This window comes from Agrobacterium tumefaciens str. B6 (assembly GCF_001541315.1).
Classification (GTDB): Bacteria; Pseudomonadota; Alphaproteobacteria; order Rhizobiales; family Rhizobiaceae; genus Agrobacterium; species Agrobacterium radiobacter.
This window is the reverse complement of the sequence record NZ_LMVK01000001.1, coordinates 432,698-458,625: the sequence shown is the minus strand read 5'-3', so window position 1 is coordinate 458,625 and position 25,928 is coordinate 432,698. Positions and strand designations below refer to the sequence as shown.

General features: G+C 59.1%; 29 protein-coding genes, 1 tRNA gene and 1 pseudogene. 23 read left to right on the top strand and 8 right to left on the bottom strand.

All coding sequences use genetic code 11. The features are described from left to right. Positions 1–221 precede the first annotated feature (221 nt). From ASB65_RS02265 to motA, 7 genes are all read right to left on the bottom strand, one after another. Positions 222–1,514, bottom strand: coding sequence for a flagellin (locus tag ASB65_RS02265; protein ID WP_003503391.1), 1,293 nt, complete (start codon positions 1,512–1,514; stop codon positions 222–224). 308 nt (positions 1,515–1,822) lie between these two features. Then, positions 1,823–2,260: a hypothetical protein gene (locus tag ASB65_RS02260; protein ID WP_003503394.1), complete on the bottom strand. Its 438-nt coding sequence runs from the start codon at positions 2,258–2,260 to the stop codon at positions 1,823–1,825. Positions 2,261–2,265: 5 nt separating this feature from the next. Further along, complete coding sequence (gene flhB, locus ASB65_RS02255) at positions 2,266–3,348, bottom strand: flagellar biosynthesis protein FlhB (RefSeq protein ID WP_003503396.1); 1,083 nt, start codon at positions 3,346–3,348, stop codon at positions 2,266–2,268. 129 nt (positions 3,349–3,477) lie between these two features. Beyond that, on the bottom strand, positions 3,478–4,521 hold the full coding sequence (gene fliG, locus ASB65_RS02250; protein WP_003503398.1) for a flagellar motor switch protein FliG: 1,044 nt from the start codon (positions 4,519–4,521) through the stop codon (positions 3,478–3,480). A 27-nt stretch (positions 4,522–4,548) separates the two neighbouring features. After that, positions 4,549–5,088 (bottom strand): flagellar motor switch protein FliN, encoded by a 540-nt coding sequence (gene fliN / locus ASB65_RS02245; protein ID WP_003503403.1) that lies wholly within the window; start codon positions 5,086–5,088, stop codon positions 4,549–4,551. A gap of 63 nt (positions 5,089–5,151) precedes the next feature. Further along, on the bottom strand, positions 5,152–6,111 hold the full coding sequence (locus tag ASB65_RS02240; RefSeq protein WP_060722897.1) for a FliM/FliN family flagellar motor switch protein: 960 nt from the start codon (positions 6,109–6,111) through the stop codon (positions 5,152–5,154). Beyond that, positions 6,108–6,980, bottom strand: a complete 873-nt coding sequence (gene motA, locus ASB65_RS02235) for a flagellar motor stator protein MotA (RefSeq protein ID WP_003503407.1) — start codon at positions 6,978–6,980, stop codon at positions 6,108–6,110. Before motA ends, ASB65_RS02240 begins: the two co-directional genes overlap by 4 nt. 185 nt (positions 6,981–7,165) lie before the next feature. On the opposite strand from motA, the gene ASB65_RS02230 reads away from it, so the two are divergent. The 17 genes and pseudogenes from ASB65_RS02230 (at position 7,166) to ASB65_RS02150 (ending at position 20,777) form a co-directional block, all read left to right on the top strand. Beyond that, entirely contained in the window at positions 7,166–7,945 is a 780-nt protein-coding gene (locus ASB65_RS02230) for a DUF1217 domain-containing protein (protein WP_060722896.1), read from the top strand. Between the two features lies 1 nt (position 7,946). Next, entirely contained in the window at positions 7,947–8,681 is a 735-nt protein-coding gene (flgF, locus tag ASB65_RS02225; RefSeq protein ID WP_003503411.1) for a flagellar basal-body rod protein FlgF, read from the top strand. 11 nt (positions 8,682–8,692) lie between these two features. After that, entirely contained in the window at positions 8,693–10,099 is a 1,407-nt protein-coding gene (gene fliI / locus ASB65_RS02220) for a flagellar protein export ATPase FliI (RefSeq protein WP_060722895.1), read from the top strand. Between the two features lie 3 nt (positions 10,100–10,102). Further along, positions 10,103–10,663 (top strand): hypothetical protein, encoded by a 561-nt coding sequence (locus ASB65_RS02215; RefSeq protein WP_003503413.1) that lies wholly within the window; start codon positions 10,103–10,105, stop codon positions 10,661–10,663. Between the two features lie 171 nt (positions 10,664–10,834). Next, positions 10,835–11,227: a flagellar basal body rod protein FlgB gene (gene flgB, locus ASB65_RS02210; RefSeq protein WP_003503414.1), complete on the top strand. Its 393-nt coding sequence runs from the start codon at positions 10,835–10,837 to the stop codon at positions 11,225–11,227. A gap of 3 nt (positions 11,228–11,230) precedes the next feature. Then, positions 11,231–11,650: a flagellar basal body rod protein FlgC gene (gene flgC / locus ASB65_RS02205; RefSeq protein ID WP_003503422.1), complete on the top strand. Its 420-nt coding sequence runs from the start codon at positions 11,231–11,233 to the stop codon at positions 11,648–11,650. Further along, positions 11,647–11,985 (top strand): flagellar hook-basal body complex protein FliE, encoded by a 339-nt coding sequence (locus ASB65_RS02200; protein WP_003503424.1) that lies wholly within the window; start codon positions 11,647–11,649, stop codon positions 11,983–11,985. The genes flgC and ASB65_RS02200 overlap by 4 nt, the downstream gene beginning before the upstream one ends. Positions 11,986–12,003: 18 nt before the next feature. Beyond that, positions 12,004–12,792 carry a flagellar basal-body rod protein FlgG gene (gene flgG / locus ASB65_RS02195; RefSeq protein WP_003503427.1) on the top strand — a complete coding sequence of 263 codons (789 nt, stop codon included), beginning with the start codon at positions 12,004–12,006 and terminating at the stop codon, positions 12,790–12,792. Between the two features lie 20 nt (positions 12,793–12,812). Next, on the top strand, positions 12,813–13,301 hold the full coding sequence (gene flgA, locus ASB65_RS02190) for a flagellar basal body P-ring formation chaperone FlgA (protein WP_020811270.1): 489 nt from the start codon (positions 12,813–12,815) through the stop codon (positions 13,299–13,301). 65 nt (positions 13,302–13,366) lie between these two features. Beyond that, positions 13,367–14,419, top strand: a pseudogene (locus ASB65_RS02185) (flagellar basal body P-ring protein FlgI); the annotation flags it as partial. Then, a complete protein-coding gene (locus ASB65_RS02180; RefSeq protein ID WP_003503433.1) occupies positions 14,416–14,952 on the top strand; it encodes a MotE family protein in 537 nt (178 codons plus the stop codon). The pseudogene ASB65_RS02185 and the gene ASB65_RS02180, both read left to right, overlap by 4 nt. Further along, positions 14,949–15,668 (top strand): flagellar basal body L-ring protein FlgH, encoded by a 720-nt coding sequence (flgH, locus tag ASB65_RS02175; protein WP_003503434.1) that lies wholly within the window; start codon positions 14,949–14,951, stop codon positions 15,666–15,668. The genes ASB65_RS02180 and flgH overlap by 4 nt, the downstream gene beginning before the upstream one ends. Before the next feature lie 27 nt (positions 15,669–15,695). Next, positions 15,696–16,196, top strand: coding sequence for a flagellar basal body-associated FliL family protein (locus ASB65_RS02170; RefSeq protein ID WP_020811291.1), 501 nt, complete (start codon positions 15,696–15,698; stop codon positions 16,194–16,196). Further along, a complete protein-coding gene (gene fliP / locus ASB65_RS02165) occupies positions 16,193–16,930 on the top strand; it encodes a flagellar type III secretion system pore protein FliP (RefSeq protein ID WP_003493833.1) in 738 nt (245 codons plus the stop codon). Before ASB65_RS02170 ends, fliP begins: the two co-directional genes overlap by 4 nt. Positions 16,931–17,303: 373 nt before the next feature. Continuing rightward, positions 17,304–18,224, top strand: a complete 921-nt coding sequence (locus ASB65_RS02160; protein WP_003503439.1) for a flagellin — start codon at positions 17,304–17,306, stop codon at positions 18,222–18,224. Positions 18,225–18,631: 407 nt separating this feature from the next. Next, the gene (locus tag ASB65_RS02155) at positions 18,632–19,597 is read left to right on the top strand and encodes a flagellin (protein ID WP_003503440.1); all 966 of its coding nucleotides are present in this window, start codon (positions 18,632–18,634) and stop codon (positions 19,595–19,597) included. Positions 19,598–19,835: 238 nt separating this feature from the next. Continuing rightward, a complete protein-coding gene (locus ASB65_RS02150; protein WP_003503441.1) occupies positions 19,836–20,777 on the top strand; it encodes a flagellin in 942 nt (313 codons plus the stop codon). Positions 20,778–20,963: 186 nt separating this feature from the next. On the opposite strand, the gene ASB65_RS02145 is transcribed toward ASB65_RS02150, so the two are convergent. Continuing rightward, positions 20,964–21,038: transfer RNA gene (locus ASB65_RS02145), tRNA-Thr, on the bottom strand. Between the two features lie 155 nt (positions 21,039–21,193). On the opposite strand from ASB65_RS02145, the gene ASB65_RS02140 reads away from it, so the two are divergent. The 6 genes from ASB65_RS02140 to ASB65_RS02115 all read left to right on the top strand — a co-directional run bounded on the left by ASB65_RS02140 (position 21,194) and on the right by ASB65_RS02115 (position 25,810). Next, on the top strand, positions 21,194–21,460 hold the full coding sequence (locus ASB65_RS02140) for a hypothetical protein (RefSeq protein ID WP_060722894.1): 267 nt from the start codon (positions 21,194–21,196) through the stop codon (positions 21,458–21,460). 102 nt (positions 21,461–21,562) lie between these two features. After that, a complete protein-coding gene (gene murA, locus ASB65_RS02135) occupies positions 21,563–22,855 on the top strand; it encodes a UDP-N-acetylglucosamine 1-carboxyvinyltransferase (protein ID WP_003503445.1) in 1,293 nt (430 codons plus the stop codon). Positions 22,856–22,969: 114 nt separating this feature from the next. Continuing rightward, positions 22,970–23,410, top strand: a complete 441-nt coding sequence (locus ASB65_RS02130) for a DUF2948 family protein (RefSeq protein WP_003503446.1) — start codon at positions 22,970–22,972, stop codon at positions 23,408–23,410. A 133-nt stretch (positions 23,411–23,543) separates the two neighbouring features. Continuing rightward, positions 23,544–24,842 (top strand): histidinol dehydrogenase, encoded by a 1,299-nt coding sequence (gene hisD, locus ASB65_RS02125; RefSeq protein ID WP_060722893.1) that lies wholly within the window; start codon positions 23,544–23,546, stop codon positions 24,840–24,842. Between the two features lie 3 nt (positions 24,843–24,845). Next, complete coding sequence (locus ASB65_RS02120) at positions 24,846–25,319, top strand: UPF0262 family protein (RefSeq protein WP_003503448.1); 474 nt, start codon at positions 24,846–24,848, stop codon at positions 25,317–25,319. 2 nt (positions 25,320–25,321) lie between these two features. Next, the gene (locus ASB65_RS02115) at positions 25,322–25,810 is read left to right on the top strand and encodes a low molecular weight phosphatase family protein (protein WP_003503450.1); all 489 of its coding nucleotides are present in this window, start codon (positions 25,322–25,324) and stop codon (positions 25,808–25,810) included. Positions 25,811–25,928: the final 118 nt, after the last annotated feature.

The window sequence follows — 25,928 nt, the reverse complement described above, 5'->3', positions numbered from 1 at the left end:
CGGGGTCCACTTTTCCTGGAAATGCTCTAAGCCGTTTGGCGGCACCACCGTCATCCTTGCTACCCTGCCCGTCTCTTCCACGTTTCCCGGCCGGATCACGCCATGTGATCCGCCCCATACTGACCCGACGTTAGGTGTTCAAACTTGTGCGAGGATGAAGGCGGGCATGATCGGCAAGCCTGCGCCCATTCATCCCCGCGCGCCCACGCCGGTCGAACCCGTTACTTGAAGAGCTGGAGGATATTTTCCGCGTTGGCATTGGCGATGGAGAGAGCCTGGATGCCGAGCTGCTGCTGCGTCTGCAGCGCTTTCAGCCTGGTCGATTCCTCATTCATGTCGGCATCGACAAGACGGCCGATGCCCTTGTCGATCACATCCATAAGGCTGGAAACGAAGTTATCCTGCATGCTGATGCGGCTCTGCAGCGAACCCAGGCTGGAAGCCGTGCTGGTCATCGCCTCAAGCTGCCCGTCGACGAAGGACATCATCATGTCGATGGCGTCGGCATCCGTATAGGTCGTGCCACCACCGGCAAAACCGCCCATGGCTGCGGCGACAACATCGAGATTGCCGAGATTGAGGGTGGATACGGAAAACCCGAGGGAACGATCGGCGGAAGCCGCCCCGCCGCTGAGGTCGTAAAACCAGTCGTTGCTGCTGGTGTCGCGATAGGCGGGAGAAACAGTGGTGCCACCGCTCGACGGATCTGTCGCCGTCACCTTCACCCATACGTTTTCGGCAAGGCGGAGATAATTGGCGGTCCCGTCACTATAGATATTCGGATCCGTATTCGTATCCGCAGTCGCGGCATTCAGCGCGCCGATCTGCGCATCACTGAGCTTCTCGACGACATGACCGGCGTTCGTCGCCTTACCCGCAGTCGTCGAGGTCTGAGTGACTTCATATTCCGTTTTGCTGACGAAAACGGCGTTCTTGTCGAGAATCCCGAGCTTTCCACCACTGAGGTCGAAAAGCACCGTACTGCCATCGAGCACATAATCAACGGTGGTAACGCCGACATTGCCTGCGCCCGTGCGGGTGAAGGATGCAACGACCTTTTTCGTGATCGATTCTTCAACCGGCGGCGTGCCACCGTTGCTGATGCTGGCCTGCAGCCAGTTTTCGCCCGAGAAGGAGGCCGATTCGGAGATGCTCTTCAGCTGTTCCTGAAGCTGCTTGATTTCATCCTGGATCTTGCCGCGGTCGGCGCCAACGCCGTAAGCGGCGACGAGCTTGGCCTTGATCTGCTTGACGACCTCGATCGTGCTTTCAAGCGCGTCGTAGGCGGTGTCGACTTTGGCGGCTCCCAGACCCAAAGCGTCCTGCACGGCCGAAAGCGCGTTATTGTCGGAGCGCATCGTCGTTGCAATGGACCAGTAGGCCGCGTTATCCGCCGCAGTCTCGACACGGTAGCCGGAAGACACGCGCGCCTGTGTTGTCTCGAGGCTCTTGTCGATCATGCGCAGGGTTTGCAGCGCGGCCATCGCCGCCGCATTGGTCAAAATGCTGGTCATGGGGTCCACCCAACTCAAAATTTAAGAAAAAATCCGGCGCTGTGCCGACAACGAGCAGAAGCATCATGCGAATCGGCAATGGCCTGAACCGACCACCGCGACCTGCTGTTCGTTAACAAATCGTTAATGCGATAGGTAACAAACAACAGGACTGATTTGCAAGGCGTTCCTGCCTTTCACAGCCGGGTTTCGCATAAACCGGCAGGCTTCAGGCAAGCTCTGGTCAAAACGCACCGGAACGAGGCCGTTGCGCCCGCGATTTCGGCGGGCGCAACGGACATGACGGCAATATTCAGCGGATGATCCGGTTAAGCCGCTTCACCCTGACGGGTGGGCACGAATCGGGCAGCCGTCAGGCTTTTCCGAAGAAACTCGGTGTTTTCGTCCGGGTTTTCGGAAGGGTTCTGAAACGAGACGTGATTGATCTCAACCGCTGCATGTTCGTTGGCGAGCGTCAACCGCGCATAGACCGTGGCGCCCTTTGGCTTGAGCTCGAGATCGAGGACGATCTCCGGCGCGCCTTCCCATTCGAGCTTGTATTCGCCGCCGGCGCCGAAATTGATCGTACCGGGATGATAATAAAGCTCAGCCGCCGACGAAACGAGGTCGGCGATACTGCTATAGCACTCAAATCTGAGCAGCGAAATCAGGTCGGCCGGGTCTAACAATCGAAGTTCGGTGGCGATCGGGTTGATCGCCTCTGCGACGATCATTTCCCGCTGTTCGGAATAGGCGGATTTTTTCATTGGTTTTATTGAACCCGTATTTTCGATGACTTCATGGCGTAAACCCGATGAACGAGCTCAGCCACAGCCTTGTAAAAGACTGGTGGAATCACACTATCTACCGAGACTTGCGCAAACATGGAGCGTGCAAGCGGAGGGTCCTCAAAAACGGGGATATTGTTTTCTTCCGCAATCTCGCGGATTTTCAATGCGATAAGGTCCTGGCCCTTGGCCACGACAACAGGTGCGTCGCCTTCTTCGCGAACATAACGCAGCGCCACCGCAAAGTGTGTGGGGTTGGCGATGACAAGCGTTGCGCGCGGCACATTGTTGATCATGCGACGGCGGGCACGGTCGCGGGCGATGGAACGCTGGCGGGATTTGACCACGGGGTCGCCCTGCGACTGCTTGTATTCTTCCTTCACCTCATGCTTCGTCATTTTCAACTGGCTGAACCAGTGATGGCGCGTCCACAAAACGTCGACGGCAGCAAGCAGCGCGGTGGAAAGCAGAATAACGACCATCATTTTTTTGACGATCTCGACCACCCGGACGAAAATGACCTGCGGATCGGAGAACATCAGATCGATGAGGCTGTAAAAATCGCCACGCAAAGCAAAGAACATGATGACCGAGACGATCATGATCTTGAATACGGATTTGCCGAATTCCACAAAACCCTGCTTGCTGTAGATGCGCGTGAAGCCCTTCGCCGGTGAGACGCGTGACCATTGCGGACGCACCCGCTCAAGCACCGGCGACGGCAGGTTCTGGAAAAACGACGAAGCAAGCCCGAAAACCATGAACATGATCATCGCCGGCATGAGCAGATAGGCAATCGACGTGCCGAGAAAATACAACAGCGACAGGGCATCCGGCCGGGTGCTGAGGTCCCACTGTTCGGGCTGGCCGAACAGGTCCTTCAATGTGACGCCAAGGCGACCGGCGCCATCGGGCAGGAAGAAGACCAGGTAACAATAAAAAGCGAGTGAGGAGGCAAAGATCGGCACTTCGCGGGAAAAGGGAAGATTGCCCTTTTCCGCCGCATCGCGGAGTTTTTTCTCCGTCGGGGCTTCTGTTTTACTGTCCTTGTCCTGATCGTCTGCCAAGGCACGTTCCCGGGATCAAAAAAAAGGGCCCGCCGATCCCGGCAGGCCGTCATCCCGAAACTAGCGTCCGTGACCGGCCATCGCAATGGCCGGTTCCGCCGTAAGGGCGGGTTATCAACCGGCTTCCGCTTAAGCGGCGGCCGGTTGTTCCTCCGCAGAGGCTTCCTTCAGCTGGATCTGGCCGGAATTGGCCAGCCGGATCGCCTCCTGCGCCACCGCGCGGCGGGCAATCGCCACTTCGCGGGTGTTGATCGAGGCCTGCGGCACCGCAAGGTCCGATTCGATCATGCGGCGCTGGCGCGGGCTGATGCTGGAGAGCACACATTCCTTGATTTCCATCGTGGCGCCGCGCAGCGCCATCGTCATGACATCGGCCGAAACATCGTTGAGCAGCAGGACGCGGCTGCGCTGCGGCATGAACATGAGGTCGTCGAAGAGGAAGATCTTCGGCTTCACCTTGTTTGCGGCTTCCTTGCTGAGCGTCTCGAGAGAGCTGAGCAGCGTATCGACCTGCGGCTTGTCCAGTTCGTTCATCAGATCCGCAACCTTCGTGGAACCGCCCGCATTGCGCTCGGCCTCTATTTCGTTGATGAGGTTGACCACACGCTTCTCGATGATCTGGGCAGCCGTCGGGCTGACTTCCTTCATGTTGACGGTACGGTTCATGATATCGGCGCGCTGCTCTTCCGGAATGGTGAGGAGAACCTTAGCGCCGAAGGAGGAAGGCAGCATGGAGAGAATATAAGCGATGGTCTGCGGATGTTCGCGCAGCAGGAACTTGCCGACGAATTCCGGCTCGGCTTCCTGCAGGCGGTCCCAGATCGATGCTTCATAGGCCTGGAAAGCCGCGCGGCGGCCGAGAAGGCTGTCCACCTCTTCAGGGGTCAGGCCCTCTTCGAGAATGCTCTCGATGGCCTTGGCATTGTCCATCAGACCCGTTCCTTCGGTGAACAGGTCCTCGAACTCGGCTACGATCTGTGCAAGCTCATCGGGAGGAATGACGCGCAGGGTCTGGGCCGAGGAAATGATCATCTGCAGTTCGTGCTGGGTGAAAAACTTCAGCAGCTTGCCGGCGACGCCCTTGCCCATGGCAAGAAGCACCGCGGCCGCCTTGTCGGCCTGAGACAACGGCTTGCCCGCAAGGGGGTTACCGAAATCCTCGAAGTCCATCATGGTCTTTCCTCTCCGTCCCCACAGGGATCAGGCTTTTCGCGTACTCAGTACTTCAATCAATTTTACGCCGAAGCGCGTATCGTCGTCTTCCAGAACCGTTATTTCACCGCGCGCAATACGGCGGCCATTCACCATGATCTCGACCGGCTCGCCAATCTTGCGATCAAGCGCGATCGTTGCGCCCTCTTCGAGGCTCATCAGCCCCGAAACGAGCATTCTGCTGGTGCCGAGAACGATCTGGACATCGATCGGGATATCCATGATCATTTCCATATTCTCGGACAATCCGCTGCCAAGCGGCGCCTTCACGCCCGCAACCTGCGGGGCGGCGGCAAAATCGTCCATCGCAAAGTCGGCCGCTCCGCCACCAAAGGCGGAAAGGTCGGTTTCGGTCGAAACCTCGTCCGTGCTTCCGAAATCGCCGAAGTCGCCAAAATCGGAGAGCGAGCCTTCCGCATCCGTCTTGAGGACGCCACGCAGATCGCCGATAGCCTGGTCGAGGTCGCCGCCGTCTTCAAACGACGGCAACGCCGCATCATCGGTCACAGGTGTTTTCTTCGTAGCCATGCGCTGATTATTCCCTTTGAAACTTGCGTCAGCCTGCCCAGAACCCGAAAGGCCGGGCAGGATTTAACCCATCAAATGTCGTAAGATCTCGTCGTCCGTGCTGACATTGTTCTTCACCCGAACCATGTAGCGGTCGCCGGACTTGCCGAATTCGCAATTATAGAGCTTGGAACCGTTGGCGCTGACCTCGACGCCGATATCGTCCTGCTTCAGAGCCTGGAACGGAATGACATCACCGGCCACCAGCTTGGAAATTGTCCTGAGCGTCAGCGTTTCGAGCTTGATGCGCGCCTCGAGCGTTACCTGCGATCGCTTCACCTGCTCCGAAATCATCTCCATCCATTCCTCCTGCTTCTTCAGCGCCTGGGCGGAAGCCTTGGGAGCGACGATGGAGGTTCTTAGCAGGGGGCGCTGCGGCACGATGAGGGTAAATTCCGACGAGACCTTGCCGATATCGATCTTCATGCGGATGGTCACGCCGTAAAGACCGGCGATCATTTCCTCGAAGGCGCTTTTACCGTTGGAGTTGAACGGCGGCTCGATCGTCGCCTCAAAACCGCCGGGCGCGTTGACGCCGGAGCGCAGGGCACCGGCGATGCGGCCAAGAACCATGGCCGCGAGGTCGAGCTCGATATGGGACAGGCTGCGCTCATCCGGTTCGCCGATCATGTCCGGCGACGCGCCCAGCATGCGCTCCATGAGCGCGATGACGAAGCCGTTGCCGACAGTCATCATGAAATTGGGGCACCAGTTGCGCAGGGAACAATCGGCAACCGCGACATTGCTCCCAACATTGGCGATGAGATCGGTCATCAGGCCCGATTCGGAGCTGACATATTCCACATCGATCGCGATGCCGGTCTCGCTGTGGAAGATGTCAGGCAGGAATTCGCTGTAGAGATGGCCGATATCGGAACCGATCTTGGCGATCGTCTTGCGGTCAGACAGCCCTCCCGTCAATTTTGCGAGAAGGGCGGTGTCGATGGCGGGTGCTTGTTGCGCTGCAGCTTTTGCCATCGTCATGCCGCCTTGTTTTCGCCGCCGGGGTTCATCATCTCCTGTTCGACGGCGTCAATGGACGGCCGCTCGTAGTTGGAGATGGTCTTGCGGCCGTATTCGAGCGCGACCTGCGGCACCGAGCCGTTCATGTAAGCGATCAGCGTCTGCTTGACGATGATGTAGAGGCGGTGCTGCTTGGTGCGGACGATCTTGACCTGCGAAGCGAGCGGGTTGCAGATCGAATAGGACAGGATGATGCCGAGCATGGTGCCGACGAGTGCGGCGCCGATCAGGCCGCCGAGCACTTCAGGCGATTCGTTGATCTTGCCCATGGCCTTGATGACGCCGAGAACCGCCGCGACGATACCGATGGCGGGGAAGGAATCGCCCATGGTGGTGATCGCGTGATAGGGCTTCAGCTTGTCATGCAAGATGGTTTCGATTTCTTCATCCATCAGCGCCTCGATTTCGTGGCTGCGGGCATTGCCGATGATGATGAGACGGACATAGTCACAGATGAACGAGGTCAGTTCCTTGTTCTTCAGGACCGACGGCGCGCTCTGGAAGATCGAGGATTCCTCGGGATTGTCGATATGGGCCTCGATCTCGTTGCGCGATTTCGTGCGCAGATCGCGCATCAGCGAATAAAGCACGCCGAGCACGTCGAGATAGTTTCGCTCCTTCGGGACCGAATGCTTGAAGGCCTCGCCGAGCGCCTTGCCCGAATCCTTCACGACCTTCATGGGGTTTGCCATGATGAAGCCGCCGAGGCCGGCGCCGCCAATGATCATCAATTCGAACGGCTGAACCAGCACGTCCAGATGACCGCCCATCGCCATATAGCCGCCGATGATGCAGCCGAAGGTGATTATAAGTCCAATTACAATATTCATTGATCGACCACGCCCGAACAGTGTTCCATGCCGCCATGTCTAGAAAATGTGGCTTGCGTGAACCTGTCCGCAAAGCCTCCCCATGCTCCCGCCTCCAGCCAGTTTCGCACAAGCAAGCCACGGCAATATGCCGGCAAAGGCGGACGTGCGCCTTGAGATCGGGATCAAACGAGAGCGGCGGTTCAGTGACTTCCACCTATACCAGCTACAGACTGATCAGTCAGGATATCGGCAAATCGCTTGAGCGGGTGTCGAAGCAGCCCGACGTGGCGCGCGAGACCGAATATTACCGTGCAAAGATCGGCGATGTGAAATCCATCGACGACTTCATGGCCGATACGCGCCTTTATAATTACGCCCTGAAAGCCCACGGGCTCGAGGATATGGCCTATGCGAAGGCCTTCATCCGCAAGGTGCTGACGGAAGGCGCCTCGGACAAGAACGCCTTCGCCAACAAGCTTTCCGACAACCGGTATGCAGAGCTTGCAAAGTCCCTGGATTTCGCAGGCCTGGGTGCGGCAGCGACCTCCACCGAGGCAGCCAAATCAGGTGTCGTCAGTAAATACACGCGCCAGACGCTGGAACAGGAAGCGGGCGACGACAATAACGGCGTCCGGCTTGCCCTTTATTTCGAGCGCAAGGCGCCGACAATAAAATCCGGCCTCGATTTCCTCGCCGACGACGCGCTTGCGCAGGTATTCCGCACAACGTTCAACCTGCCCGACGCATTTGCGGCGGCCGATGTCGACAAGCAGGCCGCGCTCATCGAAAAAAGCATCGATATCAAGGATCTGCAGGATCCTGAAAAGGTCGGCAAGCTGCTCGAGCGTTTCACCATCATGTGGGAAATGCAAAATCCCTCTACGACCTATGACCCCTTGGCCGTTTTCGGCTCCTCCAGCGGCTACGGCATTTCCCCCGACCTGCTGATCTCCATCAACTCCCTGAAACTCGGAGGCAAATGATATGCAATCCGGACTATACGTCGCCCTGTCCTCGCAGATCGCGCTGGAGCGCCGTCTTACCACCATTTCCGACAATATGGCGAATGTGAACACGGTCGGCTTCCGCGGCTCCGAAGTGAAATTCGATGAGATGGTCGCCAAGAACCACAATGACATGAACGCCAGGGTGGCTTTCGTTTCCCAGGGCAACGACTATCTCTCCACCCGCCAGGGTGCATTCGAGCAGACCGGCAATTCCTTCGATTTCGCCATCAAGGGCGATGCCTGGTTCTCGCTGGATACGCCTGATGGTCAGATCTTGACCCGCGACGGCCGTTTCACCATGCGTCCGGACGGCGCGCTCATCTCCTCGAGCGGTTATCCCGTTCTCGATGCCGGCGGCGGCCCGATCCAGCTCAATCCGAATGGCGGTCCTATCACCGTCGGTCTCGACGGAGCCATCCGCCAGAACGAGAACATCGTCGCCACGCTCGGCATCTACCAGGCGGATTTTTCGCAAGGCTTCCTGCGTCATCCCAATAGCGGCGTGAAGCCGGTGGCGCAGCCGGTTCCGGTCGTCAACAATCATGAAGTCGGCGTCGTTCAGGGTTACCTCGAGCAGTCGAACGTCAACGGCATTTCCCAGATGACGCAGCTCATTCAGGTCAACCGCGCCTTTGAAAGCATCTCCTCGCTGATGCGCGACACCGAATCGACCTTCGGCGAGGGCATCAAGACGCTTGGCGGCGCGCGTTGAGGAACTGAGTGATGACAATGCCGGAATCCATGCTCTCGGCTGGGGCCATTTCACCGAAGCTCGCGCAGCTGGCGAGCCTTGCCGGGCATTATGCCGATCCGGAGTTCTCGGTGGCGCATGGCGGTCATGTCCGCACCATCGCCGCCGGGCACTATACGGTTTCCGGCCTGTCGCGGCATGTGAGGCTCGGCGAATTCGTCGCCCATCGCAGCACGACCGGCATCCATCTCGGCGAAGTGGTGCGCGTGGAACCGGATATCTGTTACGTCTGCCCCATCGAACCGGGCGAGCCTATCGGCATTCACGACACCGTCATCCGCAAGGGCGCCTTCCGCGTCTCGCCCGACGACAGCTGGTGCGGACGCACCATCAATGCGCTCGGCGAGCCGATTGACGGCCAGGGGCCTCTTGCCGCCGGCATTGAGCGCCGTTCGATTTCCAACAATGCGCCGCCCTCGATGACGCGCAAAAGGGTGGAGACACCCTTCAAGACGGGTGTGCGGGCAATCGATATCTTTTCGCCGCTTTGCCTCGGCCAGCGCCTCGGCATTTTCGCAGGTTCCGGCGTCGGTAAATCCACGCTGCTGTCCATGCTCGCCAAGGCAGACGCCTTCGACAAGGTGGTGATTGCGCTTGTCGGCGAACGTGGCCGCGAAGTGCGCGAATTCATCGAAGACACGATGGGCGAGAATATGAGCAAGTCCATCGCCGTCGTCGCGACGAGCGATGAGAGCCCGATGCTGCGCAAGTTGGCCCCGCTTTCCGCCGTTACCATCGCCGAGCATTTCCGCGATCAGGGCGACAATGTCCTTCTCATCATCGACAGCGTGACGCGATTTGCCCATGCGATCCGCGAAGTGGCGGTCGCTTCGGGCGAGCCGCCGGTGGCGCGCGGCTATCCCGCCTCGGTCTTTACCGAACTGCCGCGACTGCTGGAACGGGCGGGACCGGGCGCGGAAGGCACCGGCACCATCACCGCCATCGTCTCCATTCTGGTGGATGGCGACAATCACAACGATCCGATTGCCGATTCGACCCGCGGTATTCTCGACGGCCATATCGTGCTGGACCGCAGCCTTGCGGAAGAAGGCCGTTATCCGCCGATCAATCCCCTCGCCTCGATCTCCCGTCTCGCCAAGAAGGCCTGGACGCCGGATCAGGAAAAGCTGGTGTCACGCCTCAAGGCGCTGGTGCACCGCTTCGAGGAAACGCGGGATCTTCGCCTTATCGGCGGTTATCGGCCCCGCCCCGCCCCCGATCTCGACATGGCGGTGAAGCAGGTCCCGATCATCTATGAAACGCTGAAACAGCTGCCGAGCGAACCGGCAGCGCAAGACGCCTATGCCGACCTGGCGACCGCGCTGCGCGGGGGAGCACAGAATGGCCAGCCCCAGGTAAACCCGAGAGTGAGAGGCTGACCCGTGAACAAGCGGAATGACAATAGCCATGATGAAGACGTGCTGCCCAAGCCTGTTTTCTTTACGCCTGACCGTATTCTCGCATGGACGGGCATCGGACTCGCCGCTGCAGCAGCCTTTTTCCCATGGTACGTGTTCTTCAACGAAGACAAATTCGGCATGAAAGTGGCGGGCGGCGACCGCACCCGCGATCTGCCCCATACCGGCCCGCGGGAAGTCTTCAGCGTTTCGCCGATGGCCATGACCAACCGCAACAAGGAAGACACCCCGCCGCCGGCGGAGCTGCCCGACATGCTGACGACGGCAACCGTCAACGCGGGCGGCAAGGAAAAACAGAACAATCTGGCAGCCGGGATCGAGGACCAGCCCTTCCCCGGCCAGACATCCTTCCGTCTGCTGCATGTTTCCAATGGCCGCGCCCTGATCGAGGACGGTTCGGGCATGTATATGGTGCGAGTCGGTTCGACCCTGCCGGACAATGCATTGCTGACAAAGATCGAGCAGCGCAACGGCGAGTGGCTGATAGAGACCTCCTCCGGCAAGACCTACCACCCCGAAAAATAACGGTTTTTCTCTCAACGGAAGGGCGCGCCGCATCTGCCGGCGCGCCTTTTTTGTTTTGTGCGGGCCGCCTGCGCACGCCCCTTTCTCCGTCGTTATGCAGCGCCATCCCTCCCCGCAAGTCTGACGCAAGATTAGCCCCGTAGGTTCGGGCCATACGAGATGGAGAAGTCTATGCAACCGATTCAACTGTTCGAACTGGCATCCCGCCAAGCGGAATGGCTGAGCGTGCGGCAGGAAGTCGTGGCGACCAACATCGCCAACGCCAACACACCCAAGTTCCACGCCAAGGATGTCAACCCCTTCGAAGCGGTCATGCAGGCCACCAGCCAGCAGGTCGGTATGGCGAAGACTCATCCCGCCCATTTCGGGGCGAGCGAGCTAAGCGAAAATATCGCGGTGCGCGACAACCCGATCAATAACGAGATCGGCATGCAGGAGTCCGGCAATTCGGTCGCGCTTGCTGAAGAAATGACCAAGACCGGCGAGATCAAGCGGCAGTACGACCTGAACGCCAATCTCGTCAAATCCTTCCATCGCATGATGCTGATGACGGTAAAGAGGTAATCCATGGATCCCTTGAGTGCGGCGAGCAAAATCGCCGGCAGCGGTCTCGAAGTGCAGTCCACACGCCTGCGCATTGTTTCGGAAAACATTGCCAACGCCAGATCCACCGGCGACACCCCCGGCGCCGACCCCTATCGCCGCAAGACCGTCACCTTCGGCTCCGAGCTCGACCGTGTCAGCGGTGTGGAGCGCGTGACGGTGAAGAAGCTCGGCGTGGACCGTGGTGATTTCGTCAACGAATACGATCCCGGCAATCCGGCCGCCGATAGCAACGGCATGGTGAAGATGCCGAACGTCAATATCCTGATCGAAATGGCTGACATGCGCGAAGCCAACCGCAGCTACGACGCCAATCTTCAGGTCATCCGCCAGACACGCGACCTCGTCGCCTCCACAATCGACCTTCTGAAGGCATCGCAATGATCGACGGTATCAAGCAAGTCAGTTCCCTCTCGCTTACCCGCGGCGCAAGCGGCGTCTCCTCGCTGACGGAAAGCCTTTTCGGCGATCAGCAGCAGACGACACCCGCGCAGCAGACAGGCGCAAGCTTCGCCAGCGTTCTCGGCAACGTATCGATTGATGCGATGAACAATCTGAAGAAGGCGGAAGTCGCTTCCTTCGAAGGCATTCAGGGCAAGGCGAATACGCGTGAAGTGGTCGATGCCATGCTTTCGGCCGAACAGTCACTGCAAACCGCCATCGCGCTCCGAGACAAGATCGTGTCGGCCTATCTCGACATTACCAAGATGCAGATCTAGCCCAGCAGGAATATTGACATGAGAGCTCTTGCCATCGCTGCCACCGGTATGGACGCCCAGCAGACCAATCTGGAAGTCATTGCCAACAACATCGCCAACATCAACACCACCGGCTACAAGCGCGCGCGTGCGGAGTTCACCGATCTTCTCTACCAGACCGAGCGCATGCAGGGTGTGCCGAACCGCGCCAATCAGGCGATCGTGCCCGAAGGCGCCAATATCGGTCTCGGCGTGCAGACCTCGGCGGTGCGTAACATCCACACCCAGGGTAACCTGATCGAGACCGGCAACAAGCTGGACGTTGCGATCATCGGTCAGGGCTGGTTCCAGATCGAAGCAGCTGACGGTTCGACGCTCTACAGCCGCGCCGGCGCCTTCAACAAGAATGCCGACGGCAATCTGGTGACTGTCGATGGCTACAACGTCATTCCCAACATCAATATCCCGACCGACGCGCAGGACATCACCGTTACCCGCACGGGTCAGGTGACGGCCCGTATCGGCAACGCCGCCGACTTCACCGAGCTTGGCCAGCTGACCATTGCCAACTTCGCCAACGAAGCCGGCCTGAAGCCGCTCGGCGACAACCTCTTTGCCCAGACGCCGGCATCCGGCGACGCTGTCATCGGCGTGCCTGACGATCCGAGCTACGGCTACATCAAGCAATCCTACCTCGAAGGCTCGAACGTCGATGCCGTCAAGGAAATCACCGACCTGATCACGGCGCAGCGCGCTTATGAGATGAATTCCAAGGTCATCACCACCGCTGACGAAATGGCTTCGATTGTCAGCAAGAACCTGAAGTAAGAACGGAAAGGCAGGCGAACATGAGGTTTGTCCGGAACAATAGCAGCTGCAGAACGGCGCTCGTCCGTATGTGCCTGGCGTCTGCCTTTTCACTGGGGGCTCTGGCTCCCGCGCTTGCTCAGGCGCCGATGGCGCTGGTTCCGACGCGCACCATCTATCCGGGCGAGACAATCACGCCTGAACAGGTGAAGCCGGTGGAAGTGACCAATCCCAATATTTCCTCGGGTTATGCGAGCGACATCAGCGAAGTGGAAGGCATGATCTCCAAGCAGACCCTGCTTCCCGGCCGCACGATCCCCGTTGCCGCCTTGCGCGAACCGTCGCTCGTCACGCGCGGCACCAGCGTCAAACTCGTCTTCACAATCGGCAACATGACGCTGATGGCTTCGGGAACGCCAATGACCGACGGCTCGCTTGGCGAAGTCGTCCGGGTACGCAACATCGATTCCGGCGTGATGGTCAGCGGCACGGTCATGAAGGACGGAACCATTCAGGTGATGGCGAAATGAGAGTGATTCGTATCCTGGCCGCGGCCATCCTGTTTTCGGCCCAGCCTTTCCTCTCCCTCCCCGCAGCCCATGCGGATACATCCCGCATCAAGGATATCGCATCGCTGCAGGCGGGGCGCGACAACCAGCTGATCGGTTATGGTCTCGTGGTCGGCCTGCAGGGCACGGGCGACAGCCTGCGCTCCTCGCCGTTTACCGAGCAATCCATGCGCGCAATGCTGCAGAACCTCGGCATCACCACACAGGGCGGTCAGTCCAACGCCAAGAACATCGCCGCTGTCATGGTGACGGCCAACCTGCCGCCCTTCGCCAGCCCCGGCAGCCGTGTCGACGTGACGGTCAGCTCGCTGGGCGATGCCACCTCACTTCGTGGCGGTACACTGATCATGACCTCGCTTTCCGGCGCGGACGGACAGATTTACGCGGTCGCCCAGGGAGCGCTGATCGTCAACGGCTTTTCCGCCCAGGGTGACGCTGCAACGCTGACGCAGGGCGTCACGACTTCGGCACGCGTGCCGAACGGCGCGATCATCGAGCGCGAGCTGCCGTCCAAATTCAAGGATTCGGTCAATCTGGTCCTTCAGCTGCGCAATCCCGATTTTTCGACCGCGGTGCGCGTAGCCGATGTCGTCAACGCCTTTGCCCGCGCCCGTTATGGCGATCCGATCGCCGAGCCGCGCGATTCGCAGGAAATCGCGGTGCAGAAGCCCCGCGTGGCTGATCTCACCCGGCTGATGGCGGAAATCGAAAACCTGACGGTGGAGACGGATACGCCGGCCAAGGTCGTGATCAACGAACGCACCGGCACGATCGTCATCGGTGCTGATGTGCGCATTTCCCGCGTGGCAGTGAGCTATGGCACGCTGACCGTGCAGGTGACGGAATCGCCGCAGGTCATCCAGCCCGCACCCTTCTCGCGCGGTCAGACGGCGGTGCAGCCGCAGACGGATATCATGGCAATGCAGGAAGGCAGCAAGGTCGCCATCGTCGAAGGTCCTGATCTTCGCACGCTGGTTGCCGGTCTCAACAGCATCGGGCTCAAGGCGGATGGTATCATCGCCATTCTGCAAGGCATCAAATCCGCCGGCGCCCTTCAAGCGGAGCTTGTGCTGCAATGATGGACAATCAGAAGAAAAACGCTTTCCCGAATGGCCTTGTCCGCTTCGCGGCTGTCGCCTCGCTGCTTTTCCTGCTTCCCGCCGCTGGCGCCGAAAGCCAGCAGAACGTGGTCTCGGAACTCAGCACGCAGGATGAAATCCAGAAATTCTGCACCAACATCGCCGATGCGGCCCGCGACCAGCGTTATCTCATGCAGAAGCAGGAGCTGGAAAAGCTGCAGTCCGACGTCAATGAGCGCATTGCCGTGCTGGAAGACCGCAAGGCGGAATATGAGGACTGGCTGGCGCGCCGCGAGCATTTCCTCAATCAGGCGAAAAGCAATCTCGTCGACATCTACAAGACGATGAAGGCCGATGCCGCCGCACCGCAGCTTGAGAAGATGCATGTGGAGATTGCGGCCGCCATCATCATGCAGCTGCCGCCGCGCCAATCGGGTCTCATTCTCAGTGAGATGGATGCGCAGAAAGCCGCCACTGTCGCCGGCATCATGTCGCAGGCAACCGATAAAAACACTTCGAAGGATCCTTCATGAGCACGCGTCGTCTTCCGGCCCTCCTCCTGCCGCTCGCTCTGCTTGCCGGCTGCCAGAACAACCAGACCCTGAAGGAAATAGGCAACGCACCTGCGATGAGCCCGATCGGCAGCGGCCTGCAATTCAGCCAGACGCCGCAGATGGGTATGTATCCCAAGCAGCCGAAGCACATGGCCAGCGGCTATTCGCTGTGGAGCGACAGTCAGGGCGCGCTGTTCAAGGATCTGCGCGCGCTCAACATCGGCGACATCCTGACCGTCAACATCCAGATCAACGACAAGGCCGATTTCGACAACGAGACCGAGCGCAACCGCACCAATGCCAGCGGCCTGAACTGGAAGGCCAAGGCCGAAATCTTCGGCTGGACCCCGGAAGCGGACTCGAGCATCAAATACGGCTCCGACACCGACACCCAGGCGAAGGGCAAGACCAAGCGTTCCGAAAAGCTGACGCTGCTGGTGGCCGCCGTGGTGACCGGCATTCTGGAAAACGGCAATCTCATCATCAGCGGCTCGCAGGAAGTGCGCGTGAACCACGAAATCCGCATCCTCAACGTCGGCGGTATCGTCCGTCCGCAGGATGTCGATGCACAGAACATCATCTCCTACGAGCGCATCGCCGAAGCACGCATCTCCTATGGCGGTCGCGGACGTCTGACGGAAGTACAGCAGCCCCCGGTCGGGCAGCAGGTCGTCGACCTGTTCTCGCCGCTCTGACGCCGGTACACGGGAACGGACTGACCCATGGAAAACGAACAGGTAGAGGGCAAGAAAAAATCCTCCCCTCTGGTCATGACCATCGCAGGCGTTGCGATCCTCACCCTGCTCGGTGCGGGGGGCGGCTGGCTCGTGGGTGGCATGATCGCGCCGAAGATCGCCGGCGCGGAGGCGCATGCACCGGCTGCTGCCGGCGGGCACGGTGAGAAAAAGGAAGAGGGTATCGAGAAAATCTCGGCTGAGGCGAACGGCATCGTCCAGCTTGATCCCATCACCACCAACCTCGCTTATCCCTCGACGAACTGGGTGCGGCTGGAAGTAGCGCTGATGTTCAAGGGACCGGTCGAGGTGGGTCTGGCGGAAGATATCCACCAGGACATCATGGCCTATATCCGCACCGTTTCCCTTCAGCAGCTGGAAGGGCCGCGCGGCTTTCAATATCTTAAGGATGACATTCAGGAACGAGTTGACCTGCGCTCTCAAGGGCGCGTATCCAAGGTCATGTTCCGGACCTTTGTCATCGAATGATTCGATTTCTTGTAACCATCGCCGTCCTCCTTGCTTTGCCGGGCCTTGCCAATGCCCAGCAATTTCCGTCCGATCTGTTCAACACGCAGATAGACGGCTCTGTTGCGGCATGGATCATCCGCACCTTCGGTCTTCTGACGGTTCTCTCCGTCGCACCGGGCATCCTGATCATGGTCACGAGCTTTCCGCGCTTCGTGATCGCCTTCTCGATCCTACGGTCCGGCATGGGGCTTGCCTCGACACCTTCCAACATGATCCTGCTGTCGATGGCGATGTTCATGACCTTCTATGTCATGTCGCCCACCTTCGACAAAGCCTGGACCGACGGCGTGCAGCCGCTGCTGCAGAACCAGATCAACGAGCAGCAGGCGGTAGAGCGCATCGCCGAACCCTTCCGCACCTTCATGAACGCCAATACGCGTGACAAGGATCTGAAACTGTTCGTCGACATTGCCCGCGAGCGCGGACAGGAAGTCATGACCAACAACGTCGTCGACTATCGAGTGCTCGTTCCGGCCTTCATGCTGTCGGAAATCCGGCGCGGTTTCGAGATCGGTTTCCTCATCATCCTGCCGTTTCTGGTCATCGATCTCATCGTCGCCACCATCACCATGGCCATGGGCATGATGATGCTGCCGCCCACCTCCATTTCCCTGCCGTTCAAGATCCTGTTCTTCGTGCTGATCGACGGCTGGAACCTGCTCGTCGGCAGTCTCGTCAGATCGTTCAACTGACGGGCATTCGTGCCGGATTGACACCCGTTAACCCTGTTTTTTAACCCCGCGCGCCCAAGGCCGCGGGGTTTGCGCGTTTTAACGCTTTGATTACCAGTTTTTCTGGCGACTTGGTAACTATCTTTCTAAATAGAAAAGTTACTATTTAAATAAATCGAAAAATAACCATAAGTATCTTCCAATTTTTCTTAGCGCTCAAATTAATAATTGTGCAATTTTTCGCTGCGAATTTCTTTTCACACGCAGCGGGTTTGGTTTCTGAAACTAAGTATTTCCGAACCGAGTGACATGAAGCCGAAACGTTGCGACCGGTAATACCAAACCCGGTATGTCCCCACTCCAGTATCTCGTAAAAACAAGGGACACATTTATTATGGCAAGCATTCTCACCAACACCAACGCAATGGCCGCTCTCTCGACCCTGCGTTCCATCGCTTCCGACCTTTCGAGCACGCAGGACCGCATTTCTTCCGGCCTGAAGGTTGGCTCGGCTTCGGACAACGCTGCCTACTGGTCGATCGCGACCACCATGCGTTCCGACAACAAGGCTCTCGGCGCCGTCTCCGACGCGCTGGGCATGGGCGCCGCCAAGGTTGACACCGCGTCTGCCGGTATGGACGCCGCCATCAAGGTCGTCACCGACATCAAGGCAAAGGTCGTTGCCGCCAAGGAACAGGGCGTTGACAAGGCCAAGGTTCAGGAAGAAGTCACGCAGCTGCTCGACCAGCTGAAGTCGATCGGCACAAGCGCGTCTTTCAACGGTGAAAACTGGCTCGTTTCCAGCGCCAACGCCACCAAGACGGTTGTTTCCGGCTTCGTTCGTGACGCCAGCGGCAACGTCAGCGTCAAGACGACGGACTACGCTCTCGACGCCGCCTCCATGCTTTACACGGAAGCTACGCCCGGCACGATCGACGCAAACTCCGGTATCCTGAACGCTACCGGTGCGACGACGACTGTCGGCGCCAAGACCTACACCCAGATCTCCGTTCTCGACATGAACGTCACCACCGACGATCTCGACAACGCCCTCTACTCCGTTGAAACCGCTCTGACGAAGATGACCAGCGCCGGCGCCAAGCTCGGTTCGCTGTCTGCCCGTATCGACCTGCAGACCGACTTCGCCGACAAGCTGTCCGACACCATCGAAAAGGGCGTTGGCCGTCTCGTTGACGCCGACATGAACGAAGAGTCCACCAAGCTGAAGGCTCTCCAGACGCAGCAGCAGCTGGCAATCCAGGCTCTGTCGATCGCCAACAGCGACTCGCAGAACATCCTGTCGCTCTTCCGTTAAGAGCTGAGCTTCTCATAGCCCTTCGGGGCTGGGGGACAGATTTCTTCCCACAGGCAATCGGGGGCTGACCGAGCGCAGACTGGGATAGAAGGCATAAAGGTCCGAAAGGCTGAATCGGACTGAATGCATCAATGAGGCCGCATCCGGAAACGGGTGCGGCCTTATCTTTTTTTTAAACTTTTGGCGATACGCGCGCGTGCGCGCGAGGGTTGCATTTTTTAATTTTGACGACGCTGAATTTCTTTCTCCACTTATCAATTCATTAACCAAACCCGCGTTACCTAATGCTCATCGAAACGGCGAGCTAACGTTAAAAATCAGCCAGTTAGCAGGCATGATGCTGTGCGCCGTTCCCGGTGAAACCGGAATGTCCCTTCTTTAATCAGCCATTCAAGGGGCACACTACTATGACGAGCATTATCACGAATGTCGCAGCAATGTCTGCGCTCCAGACCCTGCGCTCTATCGGCCAGAACATGGAATCCACTCAGGCACGCGTTTCCTCCGGCCTTCGCGTTGGCGAAGCTGCTGACAACGCTGCTTACTGGTCGATCGCAACCACGATGCGCTCCGACAACATGGCTCTCTCCTCCGTTTCCGACGCTCTCGGCCTCGGCGCCGCCAAGGTAGACACCGCTTCTGCCGGCATGGAATCGGCAATCGAAGTCGTCAAGGAAATCAAGGCAAAGCTGGTCACGGCAACTGAAGAAGGCGTCGACCGCACCAAGGTTCAGGAAGAAATCGGCCAGCTCCAGAAGCAGCTCGCATCGATCGCACAGGGCGCTTCCTTCTACGGTGAAAACTGGCTCGTCGGCGTTTCGACGCTCGGTGCGACGACCCCCGGCACGGACCCGGACAAGTCGGTCGTTGCCGGCTTCGTTCGCTCCACCGGTGGCGCCGTTAACGTCACGACCACGAAATACGCTCTCGACAACACCGCAACCGGCAACACCCTGTTCGGCTCGGTCGACTCCGCTACGGGCGTTCCCGACACGACAGGCATTCTCGGCACGACCGGCACGTTCACGACCGTCGCTGCCCAGTCCGTCTACACGCTTGATATCACCCAGTATGCAGCCGCTGACCGCGCCACGAACATGGCCGAAGCCCTGACGCTGGTTGAAAACTCCCTGAAGGCCATGACCAGCGCTGCCGCAAAGCTCGGCTCGCTCTCCATGCGTATCGGCCTGCAGGAAGATTTCGCTTCCAAGCTGTCCGACTCCGTCGAAAAGGGTATCGGCCGCCTCGTGGACGCCGACATGAACGAAGAGTCCACCCGCCTCAAGGCCCTGCAGACCCAGCAGCAGCTCGGCGTTCAGGCTCTCTCGATCGCCAACAGCAACTCCGAAAGCATCCTGTCGCTCTTCCGTTAATCGGAAGCTTCAGCCGAAAAAATCAACCGCGCCGAAAGGCGCGGTTTTTTTGTTTAGTCGCCTGCGAAACTAAGAGATTTTTTGATTAAGAGTTCGTTAACCAAATCACGGCTAAATCAGCGCATCGAAACGACTCGTTAACCAAGACGAAAAAGAGGTTAACAGGCATCACGCCGCTCAGTCGTTTCCGGCGATCCCGGAATGTCCCTTCCCATTTAGCCAGCTCAGAGGGGCAATTATGACAAGTATTCTGACGAACACCGCCGCCATGTCGGCGCTTCAGACCTTGCGCGCAATCAGCGGCCAGCTCGAAGATACCCAATCCAGAGTGTCTTCGGGTCTGCGGGTCAAGACCGCATCCGACAATGCCGCTTATTGGTCGATCGCGACGACGATGCGCTCCGACAACATGGCCCTTTCCGCGGTTCAGGATGCGCTGGGCCTCGGCGCGGCGAAGATCGATGTCGCCTATTCCGCAATGGAAAGCTCGGTCGAAGTCATCAAGGAAATCAAATCGAAAATCGTTGCCGCCACCGAAGAAGGTGTGGACAAGACCAAGATCCAGGAAGAGATCGACCAGCTGAAAAAGCAGCTTGAATCGATCGCGCAGGGCGCATCCTTCAGCGGCGAGAACTGGCTGCTGGGCACCGGCGCCAAGACTGTCGTTTCCGGCTTTGTTCGCGACGGCGGCGGCACTGTCAGCGTGACGAAAACAGACTATACGCTTGTCGATACCACTGCCGGCACGACGACCGCCAATGTGCTTTTCGGCCTGACCGGCTCGCCCGCGACGCTCGACACCACGAGGGGCATCATCGGACAACCCGGAACAGCCTCCGGCATTTCCGTATGGGACATCGATCTCAAGCTGTTCGCTTCTGCAACGCCGCCGGCCTACACCATCGGTAATCTTCTCACCGATGTCGAAACCGCATTTCAATCCCTGAGCAGCGCTTCCGCCGCTCTCGGCTCGATCAAGATGCGCATCGGCCTTCAGGAAGACTTCGTGTCGAAGCTCACCGACTCCATCGACAGCGGCATCGGCCGCCTTGTGGATGCGGACATGAACGAAGAATCGACCCGCCTCAAGGCGCTGCAGACACAGCAGCAGCTGGGCATCCAGTCGCTCTCCATCGCCAATACCAGTTCCGAAAATATCCTGTCGCTATTCCGTCAGTAAGCGGCGCCCGATGGCTACGGGCGGTTTCGTCCCGCTCTGGCAGCAACAGAATATTCGGATATGGAAACCGCGCTTCGCAAGGGGCGCGGTTTTCCATTTGCCGCGGGCTGCGCGGCGCGGGCATACATCACATGCCGCATGCGAACGGTGTAGGCTATTACGTAAGTATTTGAAATTGTGTGGAAATGGTGCTGCTAGAGAGATTTGAACTCTCGGCCTCTCCCTTACCAAGGGAGTGCTCTACCCCTGAGCTATAGCAGCATCCGGTGCCGAAGCGTTTGCTTCAGCATCAAGCGTGGCGGCCTATTGCCATAGGTTTTTGACGAGCGCAAGTCGCAAAACGATATTCTTCATCAAGCGGGGCAAAAAAGCGTGCCCCCTGTTGAAAAATGCATTTTTCAGATATTGCTGAATCTATGAACGAACATCATGACAAACAGGCAAAGGCAGCGGTTTCCGCCGGCGCTTCCGCAGAAGCATACGCCCCGGTGGCCGACGGCAAGCCGCAGGCGGGGCCTGGCGAAAAGGCGCGGCAGCGCGAGGTGGAGCGCAAGGCCCGGGCGGCCAAGAAGCTTCGTGAAAATCTTTTGAAGCGCAAACAGCAGGTTCGTGCGCGCCGTGCCGGCGAAGAGGACGATACTATTGGCCTGCCTGCCGCAAAAACGGACGAATCATCCTCTTAGAGAATTCATCAGCATAAAATTGAAACGCCGCGGAAATTCGTCTAAGGACGCGCCTTTCCGCAAGGCACTATAAGAAAGGCGGGCACAGGCCCGTAGGGACGCATGGATCGCATCAGAATTACGGGTGGCAACAAGCTAAACGGCATCATTCCCATCTCCGGCGCTAAAAATGCCGCCCTGCCTTTGATGATCGCATCGCTTCTCACCAGCGACACGCTGACGCTCGAAAACGTGCCGCATCTGGCCGACGTGGAGCAGCTCATCCGCATTCTCGGCAATCACGGCGTCGATATTTCCGTGAACGGCCGCCGCGAAAGCCAGGGCGAAGCCTATTCCCGCACCGTGCATTTCACCTGCCGCACCATTGTAGACACCACAGCGCCTTACGAGCTGGTTTCCAAGATGCGCGCGAGCTTCTGGGTCATCGGCCCGCTTCTGGCGCGCGAGGGCCGCGCCCGCGTTTCGCTGCCCGGCGGCTGCGCCATCGGCACACGCCCGGTCGACCTGTTCATCGAGGGCCTTGAAGCACTCGGTGCGACGATGGAGATCGATGGCGGTTACATCAACGCCACTGCGCCCAAGGGCGGCCTGATCGGTGCCGTCTACACCTTCCCGAAAGTTTCCGTCGGCGCGACGCATGTGATGCTGATGGCGGCAAGCCTTGCCCGCGGCACCACCGTTATCCACAACGCCGCGCGCGAACCGGAAGTGGTCGATCTGGCCCAGTGCCTGACTGCCATGGGCGCGAAGATCGAAGGCGCCGGCACCTCCACCATCACCATTGAAGGCGTCACCTCGCTTTCCGGCGCACGCCACCGGGTTCTGCCGGATCGTATCGAAACCGGCACCTATGCCATGGCGGTCGCCATGGCCGGTGGTGACGTGGTGCTGGAAGGCACACGCGCATCGCTGCTCGACAACGCGCTCGATACGCTGCGGCTCGCAGGCGCTACCATCAGCGATACGGAGACAGGCCTGCGCGTCGTGCGCAACGGCAATGGCATCCAGCCGGTCGATATCGTGACGGAGCCCTTCCCCGGCTTCCCAACCGACCTGCAGGCGCAGTTCATGGCGCTGATGACCCGTTCGCAGGGCGTCTCGCATATCACCGAAACCATCTTTGAAAACCGCTTCATGCATGTGCAGGAACTGGCCCGCCTCGGCGCGAAGATTTCGCTCTCCGGCCAGATGGCCCGCATCGAAGGCGTCTCCCGTCTGAAGGGTGCGCCAGTGATGGCGACCGACCTGCGCGCTTCCGTCTCGCTGGTCATTGCCGGCCTCGTGGCGGAAGGTGAGACCATGGTTTCGCGGGTCTACCACCTCGATCGCGGCTTCGAACGCCTCGAAGAAAAGCTCACCCGCTGCGGTGCGCTGGTCGAACGCGTCAGCGATTGATCCTTTCATCACCGCTCATCCGTTTTCTACCCGTTGCAGAGTGGCCCCGGACTGCCTATTTCCATTGTAATTCATGGAAATAGCGGTCCGCACCGCAGAAGAAGGAAGAAAACGATGAGCGGCCTGAAATTGCTGGCGCTGGATACTGAAGATCTCTCCGTCATTTCGACGCATATGCAGGACAGCGTCTTCAAGCTGAAGGACGTTGCCTTCGAGCCGAAACACGGGCAATTCACGCTTTCCGCCAACCGTTTCGTCTGGGAAAGCACTGAGAAAAAGAGCCTGCCGCCGGAGCGCTGCCGCAGCGTGGTTTTCCTGAAGCGCGTCTCCGCTGTCCGCTCGCACGGCATCAACCGCGACGACAAGGAACAGGTGCTTTCGCTTCTCGCCATCCGCTTCGTCCAGAATGGCGAAGGGCCTGATGGCGCGGTGGAACTGACGCTGTCCGGCGGCGGCGCCATCGCACTCGACGTCGAATGCATCGAGGCGCAGCTGACCGATGTGAGCGGCGCCTGGGAAACCACTACCAAACCGCATCATCCCGACAGCGAATAAACGTTGCAAGCCTTCGCAACGGTTGCCTTTCCTTGCCGTTTCGATTTATGCCACATACCAGAGCCGCAATTTTTCTGCGGCAAGTTCGTGCACCTCGCGGGATTTCCCGCGGGGACAATGAAAGGGTAATGGCGTGGCAATCTGGCTGGAGCGGGCATCGGCTGATTTCGAACAGAAATTCGCGGCTTTCCTGACAACCAAGAGAGAAGTTTCCGAAGACGTCAACGCGACCGTTCGCGACATCATCAACGATGTCCGCCATCGCGGCGATGCCGCCCTTGCCCATTATTCCCAGAAATTCGACGGCATCGATTTTTCCAAGGTTTCGATGCGGGTGACAGTGGACGAAATCGACGCCGCCTTTTCAGCGGTCGATGCGAGCGTCATCGAAGCCCTCGAACTCGCGGCCCGGCGCATCGAAAAACACCATGCGCGGCAAATGCCGAAGGACGATATCTATGAGGATGAGATCGGCGTGGGCCTCGGCTCGCGCTGGACGGCGATCGAAGCCGTCGGCCTCTATGTCCCTGGTGGCACCGCCAGCTATCCAAGCTCCGTTCTGATGAACGCCGTGCCGGCCAAGGTTGCCGGTGTCGAGCGCATCGTCATGGTGGTGCCGGCGAATGGCGGCGTGATAAACCCCGCCGTGCTTGCCGCCGCGCGCATCGCGGGCGTTGAGGAAATCTACCGCATTGGCGGCGCGCAGGCCGTCGCCGCACTCGCCTATGGCACGGAAAGCATCGCGCCGGTCGCCAAGATCGTCGGCCCCGGCAATGCCTATGTGGCCGCCGCAAAGCGCCAGGTCTTCGGCACTGTCGGCATCGACATGATCGCCGGGCCTTCTGAAGTGCTTGTCATTGCCGACAAGGACAATGATCCGGACTGGCTGGCTGCCGATCTTCTGGCGCAGGCGGAACATGACCGCGGCGCGCAATCGATCCTGATCACCGACAATGCCGAACTCGGCAAGGCCGTTGAAGCGGCCGTCGAGCGGCAGCTGAAGCGCCTGTCGCGTTCCGAAACGGCGGCGGCAAGCTGGGCCGATTTCGGCGCGATCATTCTGGTCGAAAAGCTCGCCGACGCCATTCCGCTCGCCAACCGCATCGCCGCCGAGCATCTGGAACTTGCCGTCGATGATCCGGATGCCCTGATGGCCCACATTCGCAATGCGGGTGCGATCTTCGTCGGACGCCACACGCCGGAGGTGATCGGCGATTATGTCGGCGGCTCTAACCATGTTCTTCCGACGGCGCGCTCGGCGCGCTTCTCCTCCGGCCTTTCAGTGCTGGATTTCGTCAAGCGCACCTCGATCCTGCGGCTTGGGCCCGAGCAGCTGCGCCAGCTTGCGCCGGCAGCGATTACCCTTGCCCGTTCCGAAGGGCTGGACGCACATGCGCGTTCGGTCTCCATTCGCCTCAATCCGGAAAGTTAAGCGATGGCTTCAGGCGATTTCCGGCTCTGCGACGTGGTACTGGACGATAGCATCGGCCGGTCCACGCCCGACGTGGAGCATGAACGCGCCGTCGCCATTTTCGATCTGATCGAGGAAAACACCTTTGAGCCGCTTGGCCATGCCGGCGGGCCATACCGGCTGCACATCTCGCTCGTCGACGCCAAGCTGGTTTTCTCGATCAGAACGGAAGACGAGAAGGATGTCGCGATCCATATCCTGTCGCTGACGCCGTTCCGCCGCATCATCAAGGATTATTTCCTGATCTGCGAAAGCTATTACGAGGCTATCCGCTCCTCCACGCCGAGCCAGATCGAGGCAATCGACATGGGCAGGCGCGGTATTCACAATGACGGCTCGCAAACGCTGATGGATCGGCTTTCTGGCAAGATCAAGGTGGATTTTGATACCGCGCGCCGCCTCTTCACCCTTGTCTGCGTGCTTTATTGGCGGGGTTAGAGATGATCGATCCTGCCGCAGCGCCAAACGAGGGACGAGCGCCCAAATCGGTCCTCTTCATGTGCGGCATGAACTCCATTCGCTCCCCCATGGCGGAGGTCATCGCCAAACGGCTGGTGGCGCCCGGCATCTATATACAGTCGGCGGGCGTGCGCGCCGGCGAGCGCGATCCTTTCGTGGATGCCGTACTGGAAGAACAGGGATTTTCGCTCGGCAAGCACAAACCGCGCACTTTGGACGAGATCGAGGATGATTTTTTCGATCTGATCATTACATTGACACCCGAAGCCCATCACGCCGCACTGGAACTGACGCGCTCGAATTCGCTCGACGTGGTCTATTGGCCGACCATGGACCCGACGGTAATAACAGGCACGCGCGAGCAGATCCTCGACGCCTATCGCGAGGTGCGGGACCATCTGGCAAAGCTGATCTCGGAACGCCTGCCGGGACGGCAGCAGCCGGTGGCGGATACGCTTTCAAAAGACTGAAAACCGCCTCAGCCTGTTAAAATCGATCGCGATTTTCAAGCCGATGCTTTAGAGGTTCACAAATGTGCCGGGATTGTGTAGTTTCCGCGCAATTTTCCCGGACAGGACACGTCCGGCA

Excerpts from the sequence above, each read along its gene's own strand:
- fliN (WP_003503403.1), bottom strand. The coding sequence starts at position 5,088 with ATGGCTACGAAGAAAACACCTGTGACCGATGATGCGGCGTTGCCGTCG.
- ASB65_RS02155 (WP_003503440.1), top strand. The coding sequence starts at position 18,632 with ATGACGAGCATTATCACGAATGTCGCAGCAATGTCTGCGCTCCAGACC.
- flgA (WP_020811270.1), top strand. The coding sequence starts at position 12,813 with ATGAGGTTTGTCCGGAACAATAGCAGCTGCAGAACGGCGCTCGTCCGT.
- ASB65_RS02180 (WP_003503433.1), top strand. The coding sequence starts at position 14,416 with ATGATGGACAATCAGAAGAAAAACGCTTTCCCGAATGGCCTTGTCCGC.
- ASB65_RS02115 (WP_003503450.1), top strand. The coding sequence starts at position 25,322 with ATGATCGATCCTGCCGCAGCGCCAAACGAGGGACGAGCGCCCAAATCG.
- ASB65_RS02200 (WP_003503424.1), top strand. The coding sequence starts at position 11,647 with ATGATCGACGGTATCAAGCAAGTCAGTTCCCTCTCGCTTACCCGCGGC.
- flgB (WP_003503414.1), top strand. The coding sequence starts at position 10,835 with ATGCAACCGATTCAACTGTTCGAACTGGCATCCCGCCAAGCGGAATGG.
- ASB65_RS02170 (WP_020811291.1), top strand. The coding sequence starts at position 15,696 with ATGGAAAACGAACAGGTAGAGGGCAAGAAAAAATCCTCCCCTCTGGTC.
- ASB65_RS02260 (WP_003503394.1), bottom strand. The coding sequence starts at position 2,260 with ATGAAAAAATCCGCCTATTCCGAACAGCGGGAAATGATCGTCGCAGAG.
- ASB65_RS02160 (WP_003503439.1), top strand. The coding sequence starts at position 17,304 with ATGGCAAGCATTCTCACCAACACCAACGCAATGGCCGCTCTCTCGACC.
- motA (WP_003503407.1), bottom strand. The coding sequence starts at position 6,980 with ATGAATATTGTAATTGGACTTATAATCACCTTCGGCTGCATCATCGGC.
- flgG (WP_003503427.1), top strand. The coding sequence starts at position 12,004 with ATGAGAGCTCTTGCCATCGCTGCCACCGGTATGGACGCCCAGCAGACC.
- ASB65_RS02120 (WP_003503448.1), top strand. The coding sequence starts at position 24,846 with ATGGCTTCAGGCGATTTCCGGCTCTGCGACGTGGTACTGGACGATAGC.
- fliP (WP_003493833.1), top strand. The coding sequence starts at position 16,193 with ATGATTCGATTTCTTGTAACCATCGCCGTCCTCCTTGCTTTGCCGGGC.
- fliI (WP_060722895.1), top strand. The coding sequence starts at position 8,693 with ATGACAATGCCGGAATCCATGCTCTCGGCTGGGGCCATTTCACCGAAG.
- ASB65_RS02150 (WP_003503441.1), top strand. The coding sequence starts at position 19,836 with ATGACAAGTATTCTGACGAACACCGCCGCCATGTCGGCGCTTCAGACC.
- fliG (WP_003503398.1), bottom strand. The coding sequence starts at position 4,521 with ATGATGGACTTCGAGGATTTCGGTAACCCCCTTGCGGGCAAGCCGTTG.
- ASB65_RS02240 (WP_060722897.1), bottom strand. The coding sequence starts at position 6,111 with ATGACGATGGCAAAAGCTGCAGCGCAACAAGCACCCGCCATCGACACC.
- ASB65_RS02265 (WP_003503391.1), bottom strand. The coding sequence starts at position 1,514 with ATGACCAGCATTTTGACCAATGCGGCGGCGATGGCCGCGCTGCAAACC.
- flgF (WP_003503411.1), top strand. The coding sequence starts at position 7,947 with ATGCAATCCGGACTATACGTCGCCCTGTCCTCGCAGATCGCGCTGGAG.
- flgH (WP_003503434.1), top strand. The coding sequence starts at position 14,949 with ATGAGCACGCGTCGTCTTCCGGCCCTCCTCCTGCCGCTCGCTCTGCTT.
- ASB65_RS02140 (WP_060722894.1), top strand. The coding sequence starts at position 21,194 with ATGAACGAACATCATGACAAACAGGCAAAGGCAGCGGTTTCCGCCGGC.
- flgC (WP_003503422.1), top strand. The coding sequence starts at position 11,231 with ATGGATCCCTTGAGTGCGGCGAGCAAAATCGCCGGCAGCGGTCTCGAA.
- ASB65_RS02130 (WP_003503446.1), top strand. The coding sequence starts at position 22,970 with ATGAGCGGCCTGAAATTGCTGGCGCTGGATACTGAAGATCTCTCCGTC.
- murA (WP_003503445.1), top strand. The coding sequence starts at position 21,563 with ATGGATCGCATCAGAATTACGGGTGGCAACAAGCTAAACGGCATCATT.